Here is a 15,463-nt window from a genome sequence, read left to right on the forward strand (position 1 = left end):
CCTCTTTTGTTATGAATAGATTGTCTTAGTGCTGAAAAGTATTGCTAAAAATCGCTTGGTCCGCAGTATCTTTAAATGCACTTTTCGGCACAATAATCACGGTTTTATTTTTCAGCTCAAGCATATAGGTCAATTTGCCTTCAGCAAAATTTGCCACTTCAGCATAATGAAAGACATTCTTACGACCATTGGCATGAATTTCTGCATAGTCTTGAAATAAATCAATACCTTGTTCACTTTTGCCCAATTGGTATTTTACAAACTGGCGTTTAAACATCATCGGTAAAAACCAATAACGCATGATGCCTTGAAGCAGTAAAAAGAAAGCACCCAGCCCAACATAGTAGGCACCGACACCATCTACACCCAAATAAAAACCCCAGATGATAATCCCAAGGCTAATGGCTGGCGTTAAAAAACGTGTAAATTGCTTTTTGCCAAAAGTAGCTAGTGCAAAACCATCCTGTGATTCTTCTAGATTTAAAAAATAGCGCAGCGATAATGCAGGTAGATTTTCAGACATAAGCGTATGAATATTTAAAAATGAATTGCGCTAAATACTACACCACAATTCAAACTTGCTTCATGCTTTTTAATGGTCGGTTGTAACACTTCACTACTTCCCTTCCATCTAGAAATACGTTAAAAACAGCAACAAATAAAAGATTGCATACGCAGGATGTGACATGCAGATAACAAAAATAATCATGGTACTGGTGTTTCTGAGTGGACTGAGCATATCGACCAGTTGGGCCAAATTCGTTCAATGGCAACCCCAGATCCCCAGTAGTTTGGACTTATTTAATGGCAATGCCAAAGCCTTGGCAAATCTTACCGGTGATCACATCGTGATTTTTGCACATCCTTCACAGCAAATTAGTCTACCCACGATGAAAGCGGGTCAAAAAGTCGTTGGTAAATTTCAAAGTGCCGCGGTGGTTGTCCCAACCAACAGCAAAAATGTGGCGAGATTACTCAGTAATTATCCAAACTATGCAGGCTTATTTCCCACACTAAAATCTGCTGAGGTTTTGCAACAGCAAGGTTCAACCAGCCAAGTTGAATATCGCATCCACATCCCGACGCCGATTCCGGTTTTAAACTTTAAAGAAACTGTGGTGATGCAGCACCAAATTGAGCACAACAGCATTAATAGTTTGGTTCTGCAAGCACCGGTGCCCTTTGGTGCAGGAAAAATTGAATGGTTTGAGATTGACGCACAACACACCTTGATTAGTGTGACCCAATGGGGCGATTTAAATCAGCCTAAAGGTTTTTTGTTTAGCAAAATATTAAATGCCTTACCCGATGCCAAATTAGGGATTCCTGCGGGAACCAATGGTTTTTTACTCGAATCATTACAGCGCCGATTTAAAGCCTTTAGCAGCGAAACTCTCGCTGCAAATCAATTGCCTGAACTCAAATTAAATGCCTCTCAACTCGACAAAGTCACCCAATTAAGTCAAAGCTCAAAAGAACCTGTGTCCTTTATTTTGACAGCGCAACGCGTTCCCTTTGGGCAAAATTATGAATTGATGCGCTTTAGCACCAGTTTTCAATATTATGCACAAGAGCCTTCGAGCTTACAGCGCTGGATTAATGTGTCTTCGTTCAAGCACTTATTTCCAAGACAAGTCAAACACATGCAAGTGCAGAAAATTAATCCGCACCTGATGGATGCCGACTATAAAATTTCGGTGGGTTTAGGCGTGATCAATATTCCCTTTGATTTTAAAATGCGTTTTAACTACCCAGACTTACTGCAAAATCAATACACCGCGACAGGTGGGGACTTAAAGTTTGTCCGAGGTGCTATGCATATTCGCCCCTTACAACAAGGGTCATTATTACAATTGACCAGTGCGGTGAAGATTGATGACAAAGCACCGTTTTTACTTCGTGCTATGCGCAGTATGCCGTATCACGACATGTTACCGGCTTTAGGCGGAAATACGGTCTTTGCACTCAAAGTTAAACAGAAGTTAAGTTAGAACCTTGATTGATGAGCTGAATTTATTGGTTTTAGCTATATTTCAGACACAAAAAAACCGCAACATGTGCGGTTTTTTCAATCTTGATCAAGTTGGTGCGCTCAGAGAGATTCGAACTCCCGACCCCTTAGTTCGTAGCCAAGTGCTCTATCCAGCTGAGCTATGAGCGCGACGTCTTGATGAGGCTCATTATACGTGATTTTTATTTTTTGTTAAGAGCTTTTTCATATAAATTTAACCAAACGCACAGCAAATAAACAATTGCCATTTAAACACGCTAAAAATCAGCCAGATTTACTTTTTTTAATGGCTTTTACATCACAAGTTTGAAATCTACAGTTAGCTGTACTCACTTATAAATGCTCAAGATAGATAACAAATATATCGCCATCATTGAATCACGGCTTTAACTCACCCAACTTTTCTTTATCTTAGCTTTAAAAAAATGCATCGCCATGAACAACTGAAATGAGGGTTAATCTGTTGAAGAAAGCAAAATGAAATATACTGATGGTTTGTCTTATGAAATAGAACGCTTTATACAATCCAAGCAAAAGACAAAAGACAAAAGACAAAAGACAAAAGACAAAAGACAAAAGACAAAAGACAAAAGACAAAAGACAAAAGACAAAAGACAAAAGACAGGCTGCATCAAAACGATAAATCACAGGCACAAAAAAACCGCAACATGTGCGGTAATTTGTTCAAGTTGGTGCGCTCAGAGAGATTCGAACTCCCGACCCCTTAGTTCGTAGCCAAGTGCTCTATCCAGCTGAGCTATGAGCGCGTAACTTGTGTCGTCTTAAAAGACTACGTTTTCAGATTTACTTATTGGTGCGCTCAGAGAGATTCGAACTCCCGACCCCTTAGTTCGTAGCCAAGTGCTCTATCCAGCTGAGCTATGAGCGCGAATAAGTAAATCGTGGCGGTGAGAGAGGGATTCGAACCCTCGATACAGTTGCCCGTATGCATCCTTAGCAGGGATGTGGTTTCAGCCACTCACCCATCTCACCGTAACGTGCCGCCATAATACAAAGATCATGATACTACTGCAAGCACAGTCGTTATATTTTTTTCATTTTTTTACTCAATTAGATATTTTTTAAACGATTTTCAAAAAATTAGTGCAAAATTAGTTCAGCACACACTGCTGTCCCCTACATTTCAGCTTTAAACATTATAAAATATCGGCATAAAACACTTTATTGCAATCAATTGCGTGCAGTATCTGCTTGCATGACTTATGCTAATCCTAATCTTCTGATTTGAAGCCAAATACATATGAAAAACTGGGTCGACCCTGAAGCAAAAGCTGAAGCCGAACGTTATGACAATCCAATTCCAAGCCGTACTCTAATTCAAGAGACGATTGAACAGCTGAAAACTGCAATGTCGCATGCCGATCTTGTAGAACATTTTGAAATTGCCGATCAAAAAAGTATTGATGCACTGAGTCATCGTCTGATTGCGATGGTTCGAGATGGTCAGTTGATGAAAGATGGATTTAAGTTCCAGCTTGCAGCTGAGCAACCGACTCATGAAGCAACGGTTTATATCAACTCAAAAGGTTTAGGCACAGCCAATATTAGCGGTGAAGATGACCTCTTACTTCCTGAACGTGAGTTGCGTCAGGTGTTTAATGGTGACCGTGTTAAAGTCCGCCAAACGTCGGTAGACCGTAAAGGCAAGGCATGGGGCTTTATTACTGAAGTTCTACAGCATCGTGTCAAAGAAATTATTGGTAAAGTGTCTGAGTATGAAGGTGAATATTTTATTCAGCCGGCAAATCCCAATGCACACCAACCGATTACTTTAGAAAAAGAATTAATCGAGCATGCCAAAGTCAAACTCGGCGACTCTGTGCGTATTGCGATTGACAGCTACCCAACCAAAGAAGAATTTGCGACAGGTCATATTGTTCAGTCGATGGCTGATAAAACAGACACTGAAATTATTATTCCACAAACCATTTTAGAGTTTGGTTTACCTTACGAATTCCCTGAAGCGGTACAACAAGAAGCCGACAGCTTTAAAGAACCGTCAGAACAAGACCGTGAAGGTCGTGTCGATTTACGTGATTTAGCGCTTGTCACCATTGATGGTGAAGATGCCCGCGACTTCGATGATGCCGTGTATGCGGAAAAACGTCCGGGTGGTGGTTATCGCGTTGTGGTGGCAATTGCCGATGTCAGCCATTATGTACGTCCGGGTAAACCACTCGATGACGAAGCTCAAGAGCGTGGTACATCGGTGTACTTCCCTCATTTTGTATTGCCGATGTTGCCTGAAGCGCTGTCGAATGGTTTATGTTCTTTGAATCCACACCTAGACCGCTTATGTATGGTCTGTGATTTAAACTTATCTCGCGCGGGTCGTGTTACCAAGTTTGAATTCTATCCGGGTGTAATGCATTCAAAAGCTCGTTTGACCTATACCCAAGTTGCCGAATATTTTGAGGGTAATAGTCAAGCCATTCCTGAAGACCGTGATGTACGTAAATCGGTCAATACCCTATTCCAATTGTATCAAGTGTTGAAAGGCTTACGTGCTGAACGCCACGCGATGGAATTTGAAACTGTTGAAACTTATATGACCTTTGATGAGCTTGGCGGTATTAACGAAATCCTACCGCGTAGCCGTAATGATGCACACAAACTGATTGAAGAATGCATGTTGTTGGCAAACGTCGCAGCGGCAGAATATGCATTAAAAAATGAAATTCCGATGCTGTACCGTGTGCATGAGCCACCTGAGTTCTCACGTATTCAAAAGGTTCGTGATTTTGTGAAGTTACTGGGTCTGCCATTCCCTGAACAGCCGACTCAAGCTGACTATCAAGCCGTGATTGATGCGACGAAAGACCGTATTGATGCACCAAGCATTCATGCCGTTTTACTTCGTTCAATGATGCAAGCCTATTATGGCGCAAATAATGCAGGTCACTTTGGCTTGGCTTATGAAGCGTATACGCATTTCACCTCCCCAATCCGTCGTTATCCAGACTTGTTACTTCACCGTGCCATCAAAGCACAATTAAAGAAAAAACCTTACCCAATTTCTGGCGCTTCGCTGGATGATGCTGGTGAACACTTCTCTGCGACCGAGCGCCGTGCAGATGAAGCATCACGTTCTGTCACTACATGGTTGAAGTGCCATTACATGCAGCAACATTTGGGTGAAGAGTTTGTCGGTACCATCAGTGCAACTGCTGAATTTGGCCTGTTTGTAACGCTCAAGGACTTATATGTTGATGGCATGATCCACGTCAGCCAATTGGGTGATGACTTCTTTGTCTATGACCAACCAAGTCAGAGCTTAATTGGTCAATCTCGAGGTCAAGTTTTCAGTCTAGGCGATGAAGTGAAAATCAAAGTTGCTGGTGTAAATCTAGAAGAGCGCAAAATCGACTTTGAATTGATTCAACAATTGAGCCATGCAGGTCGCGCTATTCGCGCTCGTGCCCCTCGTGTTGCAAAACCCACAGCCAAAGAAGAAGTCTTTTCAGAGCGTAAAACTAACGTTGCTGAAGATGGAGAACAGCCCATACGACGCAAAAAATCGAAATCTAAGCCCAGTTCATTCGGTAAAAAGCCTGCTAAAAAATCTGCAAGCAAATCTGAAACAAAGGCTAAAGATAAAGTGAAGAAAAAATCTAAGCCGAAAAAGAAAAAATCCAATGCAAAATCATCTGCGGATTAAGGTTTAAATCAAGAGCGCTTCGGCGCTCTTTTTGATTCTTAAATTAAAATTAAATGTTTGACATTTCAACTAATATTGCTATCTTCTAGCCGTCTTTTAACGGGGGTTATTATGAAAACAATATTTACTGCACTACTAACATGTTCAATTTTATTCAGTACAGGGTGTGCAACCATGTTTAATGGTTCATCTCAAACGGTCAACATTCGCAGTAACGATGCCGATGCCAAACTCTATGTAAATGAAGAGTATATGGGTAAAAACAATGCTGTTTATACTTTTAAAAAGAAAGAAAACTATGTTTTAAAGGCTGAAAAAACTGGCTGTAAAACCACCACTGTCATTCCCACAAAAACATTTGACCCTACAACCCTTCTCGGGGTTTTAGTCGACTGGGGAATTATTTCTATTTTAGTGGTTGATGGTGCAGCAACAGGCTCATGGCAGAAATTCAATCAAACAAGTTTTGTGATTGATCCTGATTGTTAATTCATCATTAAGCCTGCATTACATGCAGGCTTTTTTATTTCATAATAAAGAATAAAAATATAAACCTTGATTTAACCCGCAACAAACCCTACATCTATAAATAACTCAGGATTTATATGAAGTAGAAAATATGACTTTAGAAAAGGCAACTTTGCCCGTTCCTCAATTTGATCAAATTACCTTAGATCAACTCAAAGAAAAAATTCAAAATGCGATTCAACACGGTCAACAATTTCTAAATGAACTGACGGTTGTTCCAGATTCTGTACAAAAACAACTGAATACTTTAGAACAGGTCGATGATCTTGAGAATAATATGAGTGAAGCATGGGGTGTGCTCTCGCATCTAAATGCTGTGATGAATAATGCTGAAACTCGTGAACTCTACCAATCTTTATTACCCGGCCTGAGTGAGTACTATACGCAGCTAGGTCAACACACAGCGTTGTATCAAACGTATCAGCATGTACATGACAACAGTGTATTTGACACGCTTCCTGCGGCACAGCAAAGCGCAATTAAACTTGCGTTACGAGACTTCAAACTTTCAGGCGTAGCCTTAGAAGGTGAAGCGAAAAAACGCTATGCAGAAATCTCTGCACGCCTTTCACAGTTATCATCAGACTTTTCCAATCACGTATTGGATGCCACCCAAGCCTACTTCAAACCCTTAACAGAAGCGCAGCTTAAAGGGTTACCTCAAGGCAGCATTGAACTTCTGAAACAATATGGTCAGCAACGAGAACTCGAACAGGCTGTAGCAACACTCGACTTCCCGTCTTATATTGCCATTATGACCTATGCCGAAGACCGCGAAGTCCGTGAAGCACTCTATAAAGCCTATACCACACGCGCTTCTGATCAGGCAGACTCTGCTGAATTTGACAATACAGCGGTCATGGAAGAAATCTTGAAGCTACGTCAGGAAATGGCAAGCCTGCTTGGTTTTAATAACTACGCCGAATTGTCTTTAGCAAGCAAAATGGCACCCGATGTGGCCTCTGTAGATCAGTTCCTGATTGAACTGGCAGAACATGCGCGTGCGCCAGCAGAGAAAGAAATCGCTGAACTGAAAGCCATTGCAGCGCAAGACGGTATCACTGAGTTACAACCGTGGGATGCCACCTTCTATTCAGAAAAACTCAAAGTTAAACAGTTTAATTTGTCACAAGAAGACCTGAAGCCCTACTTCCCTGCGCCTAAAATTATTCAAGGCTTGTTCAGCATTGTAAATCGTCTCTATGGCATCAATGTGATCGAGCGTGAAGCGCCTGTTTGGCATCCCGATGCACGTTACTTTGAACTTGAAGATCAAGGCAGCGTGATTGGCGGTTTCTACTTTGACCTGTATGCACGAAGTGGGAAACGTGGCGGAGCATGGATGAGTGGCTTCCGTTCACGCATGCAAACTGAAAATGGTCTGCAAAAACCAATTTGCTACATGGTCTGCAACTTCACTCCACCTGTCGGTGAGCAAGCTGCTTTACTTACCCATGATGAAGTAACAACGCTGTTCCACGAATTTGGTCATGGCTTACATCACATGCTCACGGAAGTCGATAATATTGCTGTCGCAGGTACACATGGCGTGGCGTGGGATGCGGTAGAATTACCAAGTCAATTCATGGAATTTTGGACTTGGGATCAAGAAAGTTTAGATTTACTCAGTGAACATGTTGAATCAAAACAAACCTTACCAGCCGATCTGCTAAAAGCACTGCAAGATGCGCGTTTCTTCCAATCAGGGATGCAAACTTTACGTCAAATTGAATTTGCCATGTTTGACTTAAATATCCATCAGGCCAACCCTGCTTTGGACGCTGCAGGCATCCAACAAACCTTAGATGATATCCGTCAAAAATATGCGGTTGCACCTACCACTTCGTACAACCGTTTCCAACATGGTTTCAGTCATATCTTCGCAGGTGGCTACGCTGCTGGTTATTATTCATACAAATGGGCAGAGGTTTTAGCGAGTGATGCCTTCGACCGATTCGAAAATGAAGGAATTTTTAATACTTCGACTGGCAAGTCGTTTAGACAATTTATTCTAGCAGTTGGCGGAAAAGATACGGCACTTGACGCATTTATCAATTTCCGCGGACGCGAGCCAAAAATAGATGCTTTGCTGCGTCATCAAGGTTGGACGAACGCATCTAAAAACGCTTAAACTAGGGACCTTAGTTAGATTCAAGGTAAGTATGATGACCATTAAACGACGCTTCATTGCAGGTGCAAAATGTCCAAAATGCCAAGCGATGGACCGGGTTGTCATGCTGACCTCTGGCGAAGACGAATGGATCGAATGCATTGATTGTGGTTACAGTGAAAATCGACCGACTCATGTCGATCAACCTGAACAACCCGCCGTGCCAGACGATATCGGTGTGATCCAATTTAAGCCACGTCAGCCTAAATAAAAATTAAGGTCAAAAATGACAGAAGATCAAAGAAATAATCCAAAACTGTTAGTTGGAATCATTGGGGGCTTAACGTTATTGATTGCTATCTTTTTTGCATATCAATGGTTAAGCAGCAGTACAGCAGATAAATCTGAACTTCAAGAAGAATTGGTCGCTGCACCGGCTAAACCGCCTGTTGCAGTCCCAGTCCAATCTGAAACTGAAGCATCAGTCCCTGCCGCAGAGACTGACACCATTAAATTGGTCGAAGAAGACATTTTAGATGCAGCTGTGCCTGAAAATGCCTCTTTAGCCAAAGAAGAAATTGCCAAATTAGATGACATTCAACAACAATTGAATAATCAGGAGCAAAGTTTAAAACAGCAACATTCAGATGCAGATGAGCTGATTAAAATGAAAGAAGAACAAATTAAATTACTCGAAGCACAGTTAGCACAACAAGCAAAATAACCGACTTCTGCTACACCATTCGTACTTATAGGCTAGAATATCATCAGATTTTCTAGCCTTTTTGTTATGTCCACTACTACACCACCACAAAATATCCCCAAAGCAATTGGCTTTCTCATGCTGTCAGCGCTGCTTTTTTCCATCATGGGGGTTTGTATACGCTATGCATCTCACACGGTAGATAATGCCACCATCGTGTTTTTTCGCAATGCGGTAGGCTTATTAATCTTTCTTCCTTTGATCCTGCAAAAAGGCAGCACGTTTTTTAGAACTGAAAAACTGTGGATGCATACCTGGCGATCAATCGTGGGCTTGGTGGCAATGTATGGCTTTTTTTATGCCATTGCACACTTAAAACTCTCCAATGCCATGGTCTTCACCTATTCCTCGCCGATCTTCATCCCCTTAATTGCATGGTTATTTTTAAAAGAAAAAATGACCCTGAGTATGCTCATTGCCGCAGTCATTGGTTTGATTGGCGTGCTCTTCGTCGCAAAGCCCGATGCAGGAATGTTCAATCAGTTATCACTCATCGGACTAACCGCAAGCTTCTTGGCAGCCATGGCATTTGTCACTGTCCGTGCCCTTACAGCAACTGAACCGCCTGAACGCATTGTGTTTTATTTCTGCTTTTTTGGCACGCTCATATCGATGATCCCGATGTTCTGGCTCTGGCGTCCTTATAGTTTAAAGGAGTTAGCTTTTCTGATTACAGCGGGACTTTTGGCCAATATCAGTCAAATTTTTATGTCCAATGCCTATAAGCTTGCTCCCGCAGGTCAAATTGGCCCCGTGAACTATATCGCGATTATTTTTGCGGGTATTTGGGGCTTTGCACTGTGGCAAGAATTGCCAGACATTTACAGCCTATTCGGCTTTGCTTTTATATTTTTAGCGATTTTGCTATGTAGTCCGATCCTACAAAATAAGTTTAAAAAGTCATAAATATCCATTCATTTACCATCAATCGCGCGTCCCCTTATTCAATAAAAAAGCACCCGAAGGTGCTTTTTTTTATAGCTTACTGCGAACTTATTGGTACCAACCAAACAGTTTCAGAATATAAGGAGCATAAGTCACGATCACCAAAGCTGGGAACAATACAAGGATCGGTAAAATCCAACGTTCATAGCGATAATAGAAATTGGTGTATTGGGCTTTTGCTTCTGCATCCGCTGCCCGCACCTCTTCATCCCCGACGGAGAGTCGTGTCAGCAAATGATTCAGCGCTACAGGTGGTGAAACATAACCGAGCTCAAAGGCAACCAAAACGATCATCCAGAAGTGAATTGGATGGATACCATTTTCGTAAGCGACTGGTGCAATCGTTGCTGCAACCAAAATCACTGCCCCGAATGGATCTGTCGTCATACCAATAATCGCCAATAACAATGCGATAAAGGCCAACGAAATATAGATATTGCCCAAATGCGTTGGTAATAATTCAACGATTTCTGTCCGTTCAATCAAACCGCCGACACTTGCCGACAAGGCCATTAAGATAATTAATGCGCCAATATGACCAACTGTTTCAGAAGAGGCAAACCAAATTGAACTACCGAAACCACGACGGTTAGCCCCATGTCCACCATGTTCACGCATGAACTCAGAACTTTGCTCATGTTGTAAGCTGAGTTGTTCATGTGCATCTACAGTTTGCGAAGTAAAACGATCTGCAAACCAACGATCAAACATAATATAAACAATCAGAATGATCGGTAGAACCACAGGTGCGGTGAATTCATCCATTTGTGTATCTAAACCGTACTTGTAGAAAGCAATGACAAGCAAGGTCAGTACGATATACGGAATCACAGGAATGAACGCTTTCAGCATGCCCGGAATAGCCACTTTCGGCGATGCCACACGGAAACGTGTTTCTGCCAAGAACAGTGAAATACCCAAGAACAAGAATGCCGTGAGCCAGAACACATAGATACCGTGATCAAATAGTTCATCTGACGTCACGTGGCGGCTATCAAGCATCGAGATCAAGATAATCAATAGACATGGACGAATGACCACACCTAAGGAACCTGACATTGCTGATACAGCGAGTGCGAACTGACGACGAGAGCCAGAGTTCCACACTTCTTTATAAATAATTGCACCGGCTGCTACAACAAAGATCCCTGAAGCACCGGTATAGGCGGTTGGAATCGCCGCGGCAATCAGAATTAACCACGTCAAGGTCTCTGGTGCTAAGTTCCATGGCCGTAAAATTCCTAAGAACAGATCCATCACGCGCGTTTGGGTCAATAACATCCCGGCCCAAATAAACAGTGCAAGGTTCAGGAAAATCCCAGAGAACTCAACCAACTGCCCAAGGTAAATCCCCTGACCCATTGGATAGTCCATAAAGAAGGTAAACGCCACACCCGTAATAATCGCCATAAAGGCATACAACGGTACACTCAACAGGGCAAAACCAATATTCCCCGGCCCCGGCTCTTTCGCAGCAGGTGGTTTAAAGAACTGATAAATACTGATGAGGGTGACAATACCAAACAGGGCTAACCACAACCAATATACCGCCAAGGTTTCTGTGGTCGATTTCACCCCAGAATTTAGGACTGAATTAAATTGGCTATACACCGAGAAGGTTAATAGGCCATTACCAATCGCCATGAATAAAGCATAGACTTTATAATCCAAGCGTGTAGTTGGCGCACGTAGACCGATATGGTGAAATTTCACTGAAGCGGTAATGGCAGATACCAAGACCATCAATAAAAGAATCAATACACGGTTTTCAGAACCAAATTTAAAGATGCCAAAGAATGTTGTTTCAATCGCACGATAAGTACGAATACTTGGATGCTCATCTAAATAAGCTTTTGCTTTGTCATAAAATTGGAATTTTTCTTCACATTGCTGTACACCTGCCATGACTGATGCACGTACATCGGATTCAGATGCTGTGCCAAAAATATCAGCAAATTCGTCAGCCGCATTGGCTTTCATTTGCGTTTGCACCATTTTTTCTACATCTGGGTGGCGGTCACAATCTGGCTTGGTCGGTTCTGCACGTAAAAATGAATACTGCATCCCAATGCTTTCATTACCATACAAACGCTCACCAGTACGCAGAAGCTGACCATGAATCATCTCCCCTGTCCCGATAATCAATGTAAGCAGAAGCAAGATCAACACGACTAGAGTCGAAATCCATTCTGTCCAGACATACCTTAACAGCCCGACGATGCCGGATCTGTTTTGTGCATCATTTTGCATGAGTCTTCCTATTTTTTATTTTGGAGCCTAGCGGGGCTAAGCATCCTTTTCCTTATCGGCTCGAGAAGTTCCTTTCCCTAACCTAACTGTTTTATTATTACGTTTAAATTTGCATCAATATTCAAAACATTAAAATGACAATATGTATTTTCTTTTCGGTTTTTTTTGTCAACCCAATCACCTAAAGTGCGCTAGCGATCCCAGAAATAATTACCAATAAGATAAAACACGGCGATGACAATGCCCCAAATCACCCCCAATAAATGGGCTTCGACTAAAACGGGGCTTCCAATTAATTCTGCTGTTCCGGTATTCCCCACAGTATTTTCCCAGACTAATTTTGCCAAAATCAGCAACAGGACAAAGGCTGCAAAATTTCGCTCCCGCTTATACATTAAATGTACGCAAGCGACTGCAACATAAGCGCCATGCAAGACACCTGATAATCCTGCATAGGCTTCAATATCGGGGAGGAAAAAATAGAAACTCAGACTGATTAAAGGGGATAAAATCAATAAAATGGCAACAAAATGCCACGTTGAAACTCGCGGAAAAATAAACGGTAAGCAGATAAACGCCAACATATTTAAAGCAAAATGAATCCAACCGACGTGAACCCAATGGGCCGTCCATAAGCGCCAAAAGTCATGAAATAAGTCATCTTGCCAGTAGATAAAATAGTCTTTAAATACCTGTAGCGAGGCACAGATCGAAACGAATACCGCAAGAAAGACAATTTTCGGAATTAAAAATTGTGTTTTCATTTTCGCTCCTCCTGTACCTCACATTTGGACTACATGCTTTATTAATTTGTTGCAGCACCACTGGTTTCAGTAGTACCACTGCTTTCAGCATCACCACTAAACAAATCATCAAGCTCGGAACTATTGGCACTTTCATCCCAGAAATGTTCCATACCATCATCACCGGTACGAACGCCTGTATGTTCAGTCCAATAACGATCTGAAATCCCTTTCACCATGCTTTCAGCCATACTGTCGATAAGCTTAAATTGTGGATTAACAGGTTTTTCATCGCTACGCGCCTGTGCAAAGGTACGTAAGGCATCACGGATTTTCGCATCATCGCCACTGGCTTGTGCAGCAACTGCATATAACGCATGTGACAGTCTTACGCCTTTTTGCTCACCAATTTGCGCGGATTGTTTTAAGGTTTGGTAGGGATCAGGTTTTCCATCTCCTGCACCCGGCAATAACGTCCAGATCACAGCGCGGGTTGCATTTGGTGCGCCCCAGAATTTTTCATTATTCAGACACACCATACCGCGTTCAACGATGGCAGCAATGTCTTTAGGAACGTTTACCGCCCCACCTGAGTTAATATCATTTGTCATGGCCTGTAAGCCACTTAACATTCCCAACATATACACTGTTTGGTCAATGTCGCTGTTCATTTTTGGACAGCCTTCACCTAGACTTTTCTTATACTTCTTTTCAAAACGATCTTGAAATAATTGATAGCCGGTATATTGACGCTGTGCCGCAAGTGCCGCCCAACGCTTTTGCTCAACACGGGCATCCTGTGCTTCGGTCACTTGGTTGGCTTTAGATGCACGTAAATAGCGTAACTCTGCGTCCAAGGCTTTTTGTTCTGCACAAATCCCTGCTGCTGAATACATCAACACAGCCACACGTGTTGGGTCTGCGCCCATATCTTTGGTGGCCATAATTGCTGGAGTTAATGAATTACCTGAATTACACACCATTTCAGCATCTTCCATGGCTAAAATTGGTGGCACAATATGTTTTTCGGTAAATCCGAGTGCAACATTAGCACCGGTTTTTACAACCTGCGAACAACCCGCGAATAATGTACTTGTTATTGCTACAACTGCCACACCCTGGCATATTTTTTGGACGCTCGACATTTTCCTGTCCTCTATAATTGTGTTTATGTCCATCACGACAAACATATCAGAAGCAAAAAATGAATAAAAGAGTATTTGCTCTAATTTGAACGACACACTGTGCCACGAATCACGCTGAATGCAATTGACTGATTTTTTAGAAAGACTAAATTTTAGGCAAAAAAAAGTAGCATAGCGACGGTTCGGCACATGCTACTTATTAACTGTGAAAGCGTTTGACTGCTTATTTTTGAGTTAACTGTTCCTTCAGCACTGTTCCTAGTCGTCCTATAACAATTGCTAACACAATCGCTATTACCAGAAACATCCAAGTTGGCATCATCATGATGATTTCCTTTAACGGCTGTTGGTAAGGCTAATATATAGGCAGAGAATCACCGCACAGCTTAAAATTGTCTGACAATTTAAATATTTTGCCAATAAAATCCAATCCTGTCAGACAAGATTATTTTACCTACAAGATAAGATAATGAAATATTTACATTTTATTGAATTTTAAAAATACAGGCTGTCTAACAATTAGATCATTTTGGCCAATACTTTGAGTGATTTCCACTGTTTCAATGACAATTGATCCCGCCAAATAATCACCGGTTTTGCACGCGCATGCATAAAATACACCACGATATACATTTGATGATCCAAAATATGGCTAATTTGAACGCGTTGCACCGGACGGTTGAGTCGTTGCAAAGACCAATCAGTTCCATCCAAATAATCTAGACTGGTGACGTGTAAATGCTTACGGAAAAACAGAACATAAACCACTAGCCCGATGAGGAAAAATATCCCCCAAAGCATGGGTGTTAGTAACTGATAAAGCAGCGTCATCAATACCGCAAAAATAAAAAACTGAAACGCATGCGATAAAAAACTGCGTTTCAGTTTGAATTGCCGATTATCCATGAACGTAGTGTTTTAATTTTTGAATAAACGTTTTTAATTCAGGACGTGGTGGTTCACTGACTTCCATAAACCAATCCAACAAATCTGGATCTTCTGCAGCAACGAGTTCTGCAAACATGTCTTTTTCAGCTGCATCGGCTTGTAAATAGTAATTTTTGACGTAGGGATCAAAATAAACATCAATCTCTTTTAAACCACGACGTGCGCGGTAGATCACTTTACGCTCTTCTAAGCTGATTTCATCAGTCATTGTCTTCCCCAATCGTTGAACCCGCCTAGTGTAACCCATCCACCCCATTGAAGTGGAGTGTTTTCAAAGATTGACCGAATGCTTCATCGCATTTCCTGCTTTTGAATGTTCTGCACATTGCAGTCACTCGCTG

13 protein-coding genes and 4 tRNA genes are annotated in these 15,463 nt (G+C 41.8%); 7 read left to right on the forward strand and 10 right to left on the reverse strand.

The annotated features are described in order from the left end of the window. Nucleotides 1-25: 25 nt before the first annotated feature. Nucleotides 26-523 (reverse strand): YcxB family protein, encoded by a 498-nt coding sequence (locus tag B1202_RS03670; RefSeq protein ID WP_078189254.1) that lies wholly within the window; start codon nt 521-523, stop codon nt 26-28. A gap of 163 nt (nt 524-686) precedes the next feature. Between B1202_RS03670 and B1202_RS03675 the strand changes: the two genes are divergently transcribed. Further along, a complete protein-coding gene (locus B1202_RS03675; RefSeq protein ID WP_078189255.1) occupies nt 687-1,991 on the forward strand; it encodes a hypothetical protein in 1,305 nt (434 codons plus the stop codon). Between the two features lie 93 nt (nt 1,992-2,084). On the opposite strand, the gene B1202_RS03680 is transcribed toward B1202_RS03675, so the two are convergent. The 4 genes from B1202_RS03680 to B1202_RS03695 all read right to left on the reverse strand — a co-directional run bounded on the left by B1202_RS03680 (nt 2,085) and on the right by B1202_RS03695 (nt 3,004). After that, nucleotides 2,085-2,161: transfer RNA gene (locus B1202_RS03680), tRNA-Arg, on the reverse strand. A gap of 540 nt (nt 2,162-2,701) precedes the next feature. Continuing rightward, nucleotides 2,702-2,778, reverse strand: a tRNA-Arg gene (locus tag B1202_RS03685). Nucleotides 2,779-2,823: 45 nt separating this feature from the next. Then, a tRNA-Arg gene (locus tag B1202_RS03690) sits at nt 2,824-2,900 on the reverse strand. Nucleotides 2,901-2,914: 14 nt separating this feature from the next. Further along, a tRNA-Ser gene (locus tag B1202_RS03695) sits at nt 2,915-3,004 on the reverse strand. A gap of 268 nt (nt 3,005-3,272) precedes the next feature. Between B1202_RS03695 and rnr the strand changes: the two genes are divergently transcribed. From rnr to B1202_RS03725, 6 genes are all read left to right on the forward strand, one after another. Next, the gene (gene rnr, locus B1202_RS03700; protein ID WP_078189256.1) at nt 3,273-5,690 is read left to right on the forward strand and encodes a ribonuclease R; all 2,418 of its coding nucleotides are present in this window, start codon (nt 3,273-3,275) and stop codon (nt 5,688-5,690) included. Between the two features lie 174 nt (nt 5,691-5,864). Then, on the forward strand, nt 5,865-6,179 hold the full coding sequence (locus B1202_RS03705) for a hypothetical protein (protein WP_228145129.1): 315 nt from the start codon (nt 5,865-5,867) through the stop codon (nt 6,177-6,179). Between the two features lie 130 nt (nt 6,180-6,309). Beyond that, nucleotides 6,310-8,349, forward strand: a complete 2,040-nt coding sequence (locus B1202_RS03710; RefSeq protein WP_078189257.1) for a M3 family metallopeptidase — start codon at nt 6,310-6,312, stop codon at nt 8,347-8,349. A gap of 40 nt (nt 8,350-8,389) precedes the next feature. Continuing rightward, nucleotides 8,390-8,599: a YheV family putative zinc ribbon protein gene (locus B1202_RS03715; protein WP_171256675.1), complete on the forward strand. Its 210-nt coding sequence runs from the start codon at nt 8,390-8,392 to the stop codon at nt 8,597-8,599. 15 nt (nt 8,600-8,614) lie between these two features. Beyond that, complete coding sequence (locus B1202_RS03720) at nt 8,615-9,052, forward strand: hypothetical protein (RefSeq protein ID WP_078189258.1); 438 nt, start codon at nt 8,615-8,617, stop codon at nt 9,050-9,052. 66 nt (nt 9,053-9,118) lie between these two features. Then, nucleotides 9,119-9,997, forward strand: coding sequence for a DMT family transporter (locus B1202_RS03725; RefSeq protein ID WP_078189259.1), 879 nt, complete (start codon nt 9,119-9,121; stop codon nt 9,995-9,997). A gap of 87 nt (nt 9,998-10,084) precedes the next feature. On the opposite strand, the gene B1202_RS03730 is transcribed toward B1202_RS03725, so the two are convergent. The 5 genes from B1202_RS03730 to B1202_RS03750 form a co-directional block, all read right to left on the reverse strand. Next, on the reverse strand, nt 10,085-12,286 hold the full coding sequence (locus B1202_RS03730; protein ID WP_078189260.1) for a TRAP transporter large permease subunit: 2,202 nt from the start codon (nt 12,284-12,286) through the stop codon (nt 10,085-10,087). Nucleotides 12,287-12,477: 191 nt separating this feature from the next. Continuing rightward, complete coding sequence (gene rrtA, locus B1202_RS03735; RefSeq protein WP_078189261.1) at nt 12,478-13,050, reverse strand: rhombosortase; 573 nt, start codon at nt 13,048-13,050, stop codon at nt 12,478-12,480. A gap of 41 nt (nt 13,051-13,091) precedes the next feature. Next, a complete protein-coding gene (locus B1202_RS03740) occupies nt 13,092-14,174 on the reverse strand; it encodes a hypothetical protein (protein WP_078189262.1) in 1,083 nt (360 codons plus the stop codon). 519 nt (nt 14,175-14,693) lie between these two features. Further along, nucleotides 14,694-15,080, reverse strand: coding sequence for a hypothetical protein (locus tag B1202_RS03745; protein ID WP_078189263.1), 387 nt, complete (start codon nt 15,078-15,080; stop codon nt 14,694-14,696). After that, nucleotides 15,073-15,330: a succinate dehydrogenase assembly factor 2 gene (locus B1202_RS03750; protein ID WP_078189264.1), complete on the reverse strand. Its 258-nt coding sequence runs from the start codon at nt 15,328-15,330 to the stop codon at nt 15,073-15,075. Before B1202_RS03750 ends, B1202_RS03745 begins: the two co-directional genes overlap by 8 nt. Between the last annotated feature and the right edge of the window lie 133 nt (nt 15,331-15,463).

It is taken from the genome of Acinetobacter amyesii (genome assembly GCF_002018365.1).
Taxonomy (GTDB): Bacteria; Pseudomonadota; Gammaproteobacteria; order Pseudomonadales; family Moraxellaceae; genus Acinetobacter; species Acinetobacter amyesii.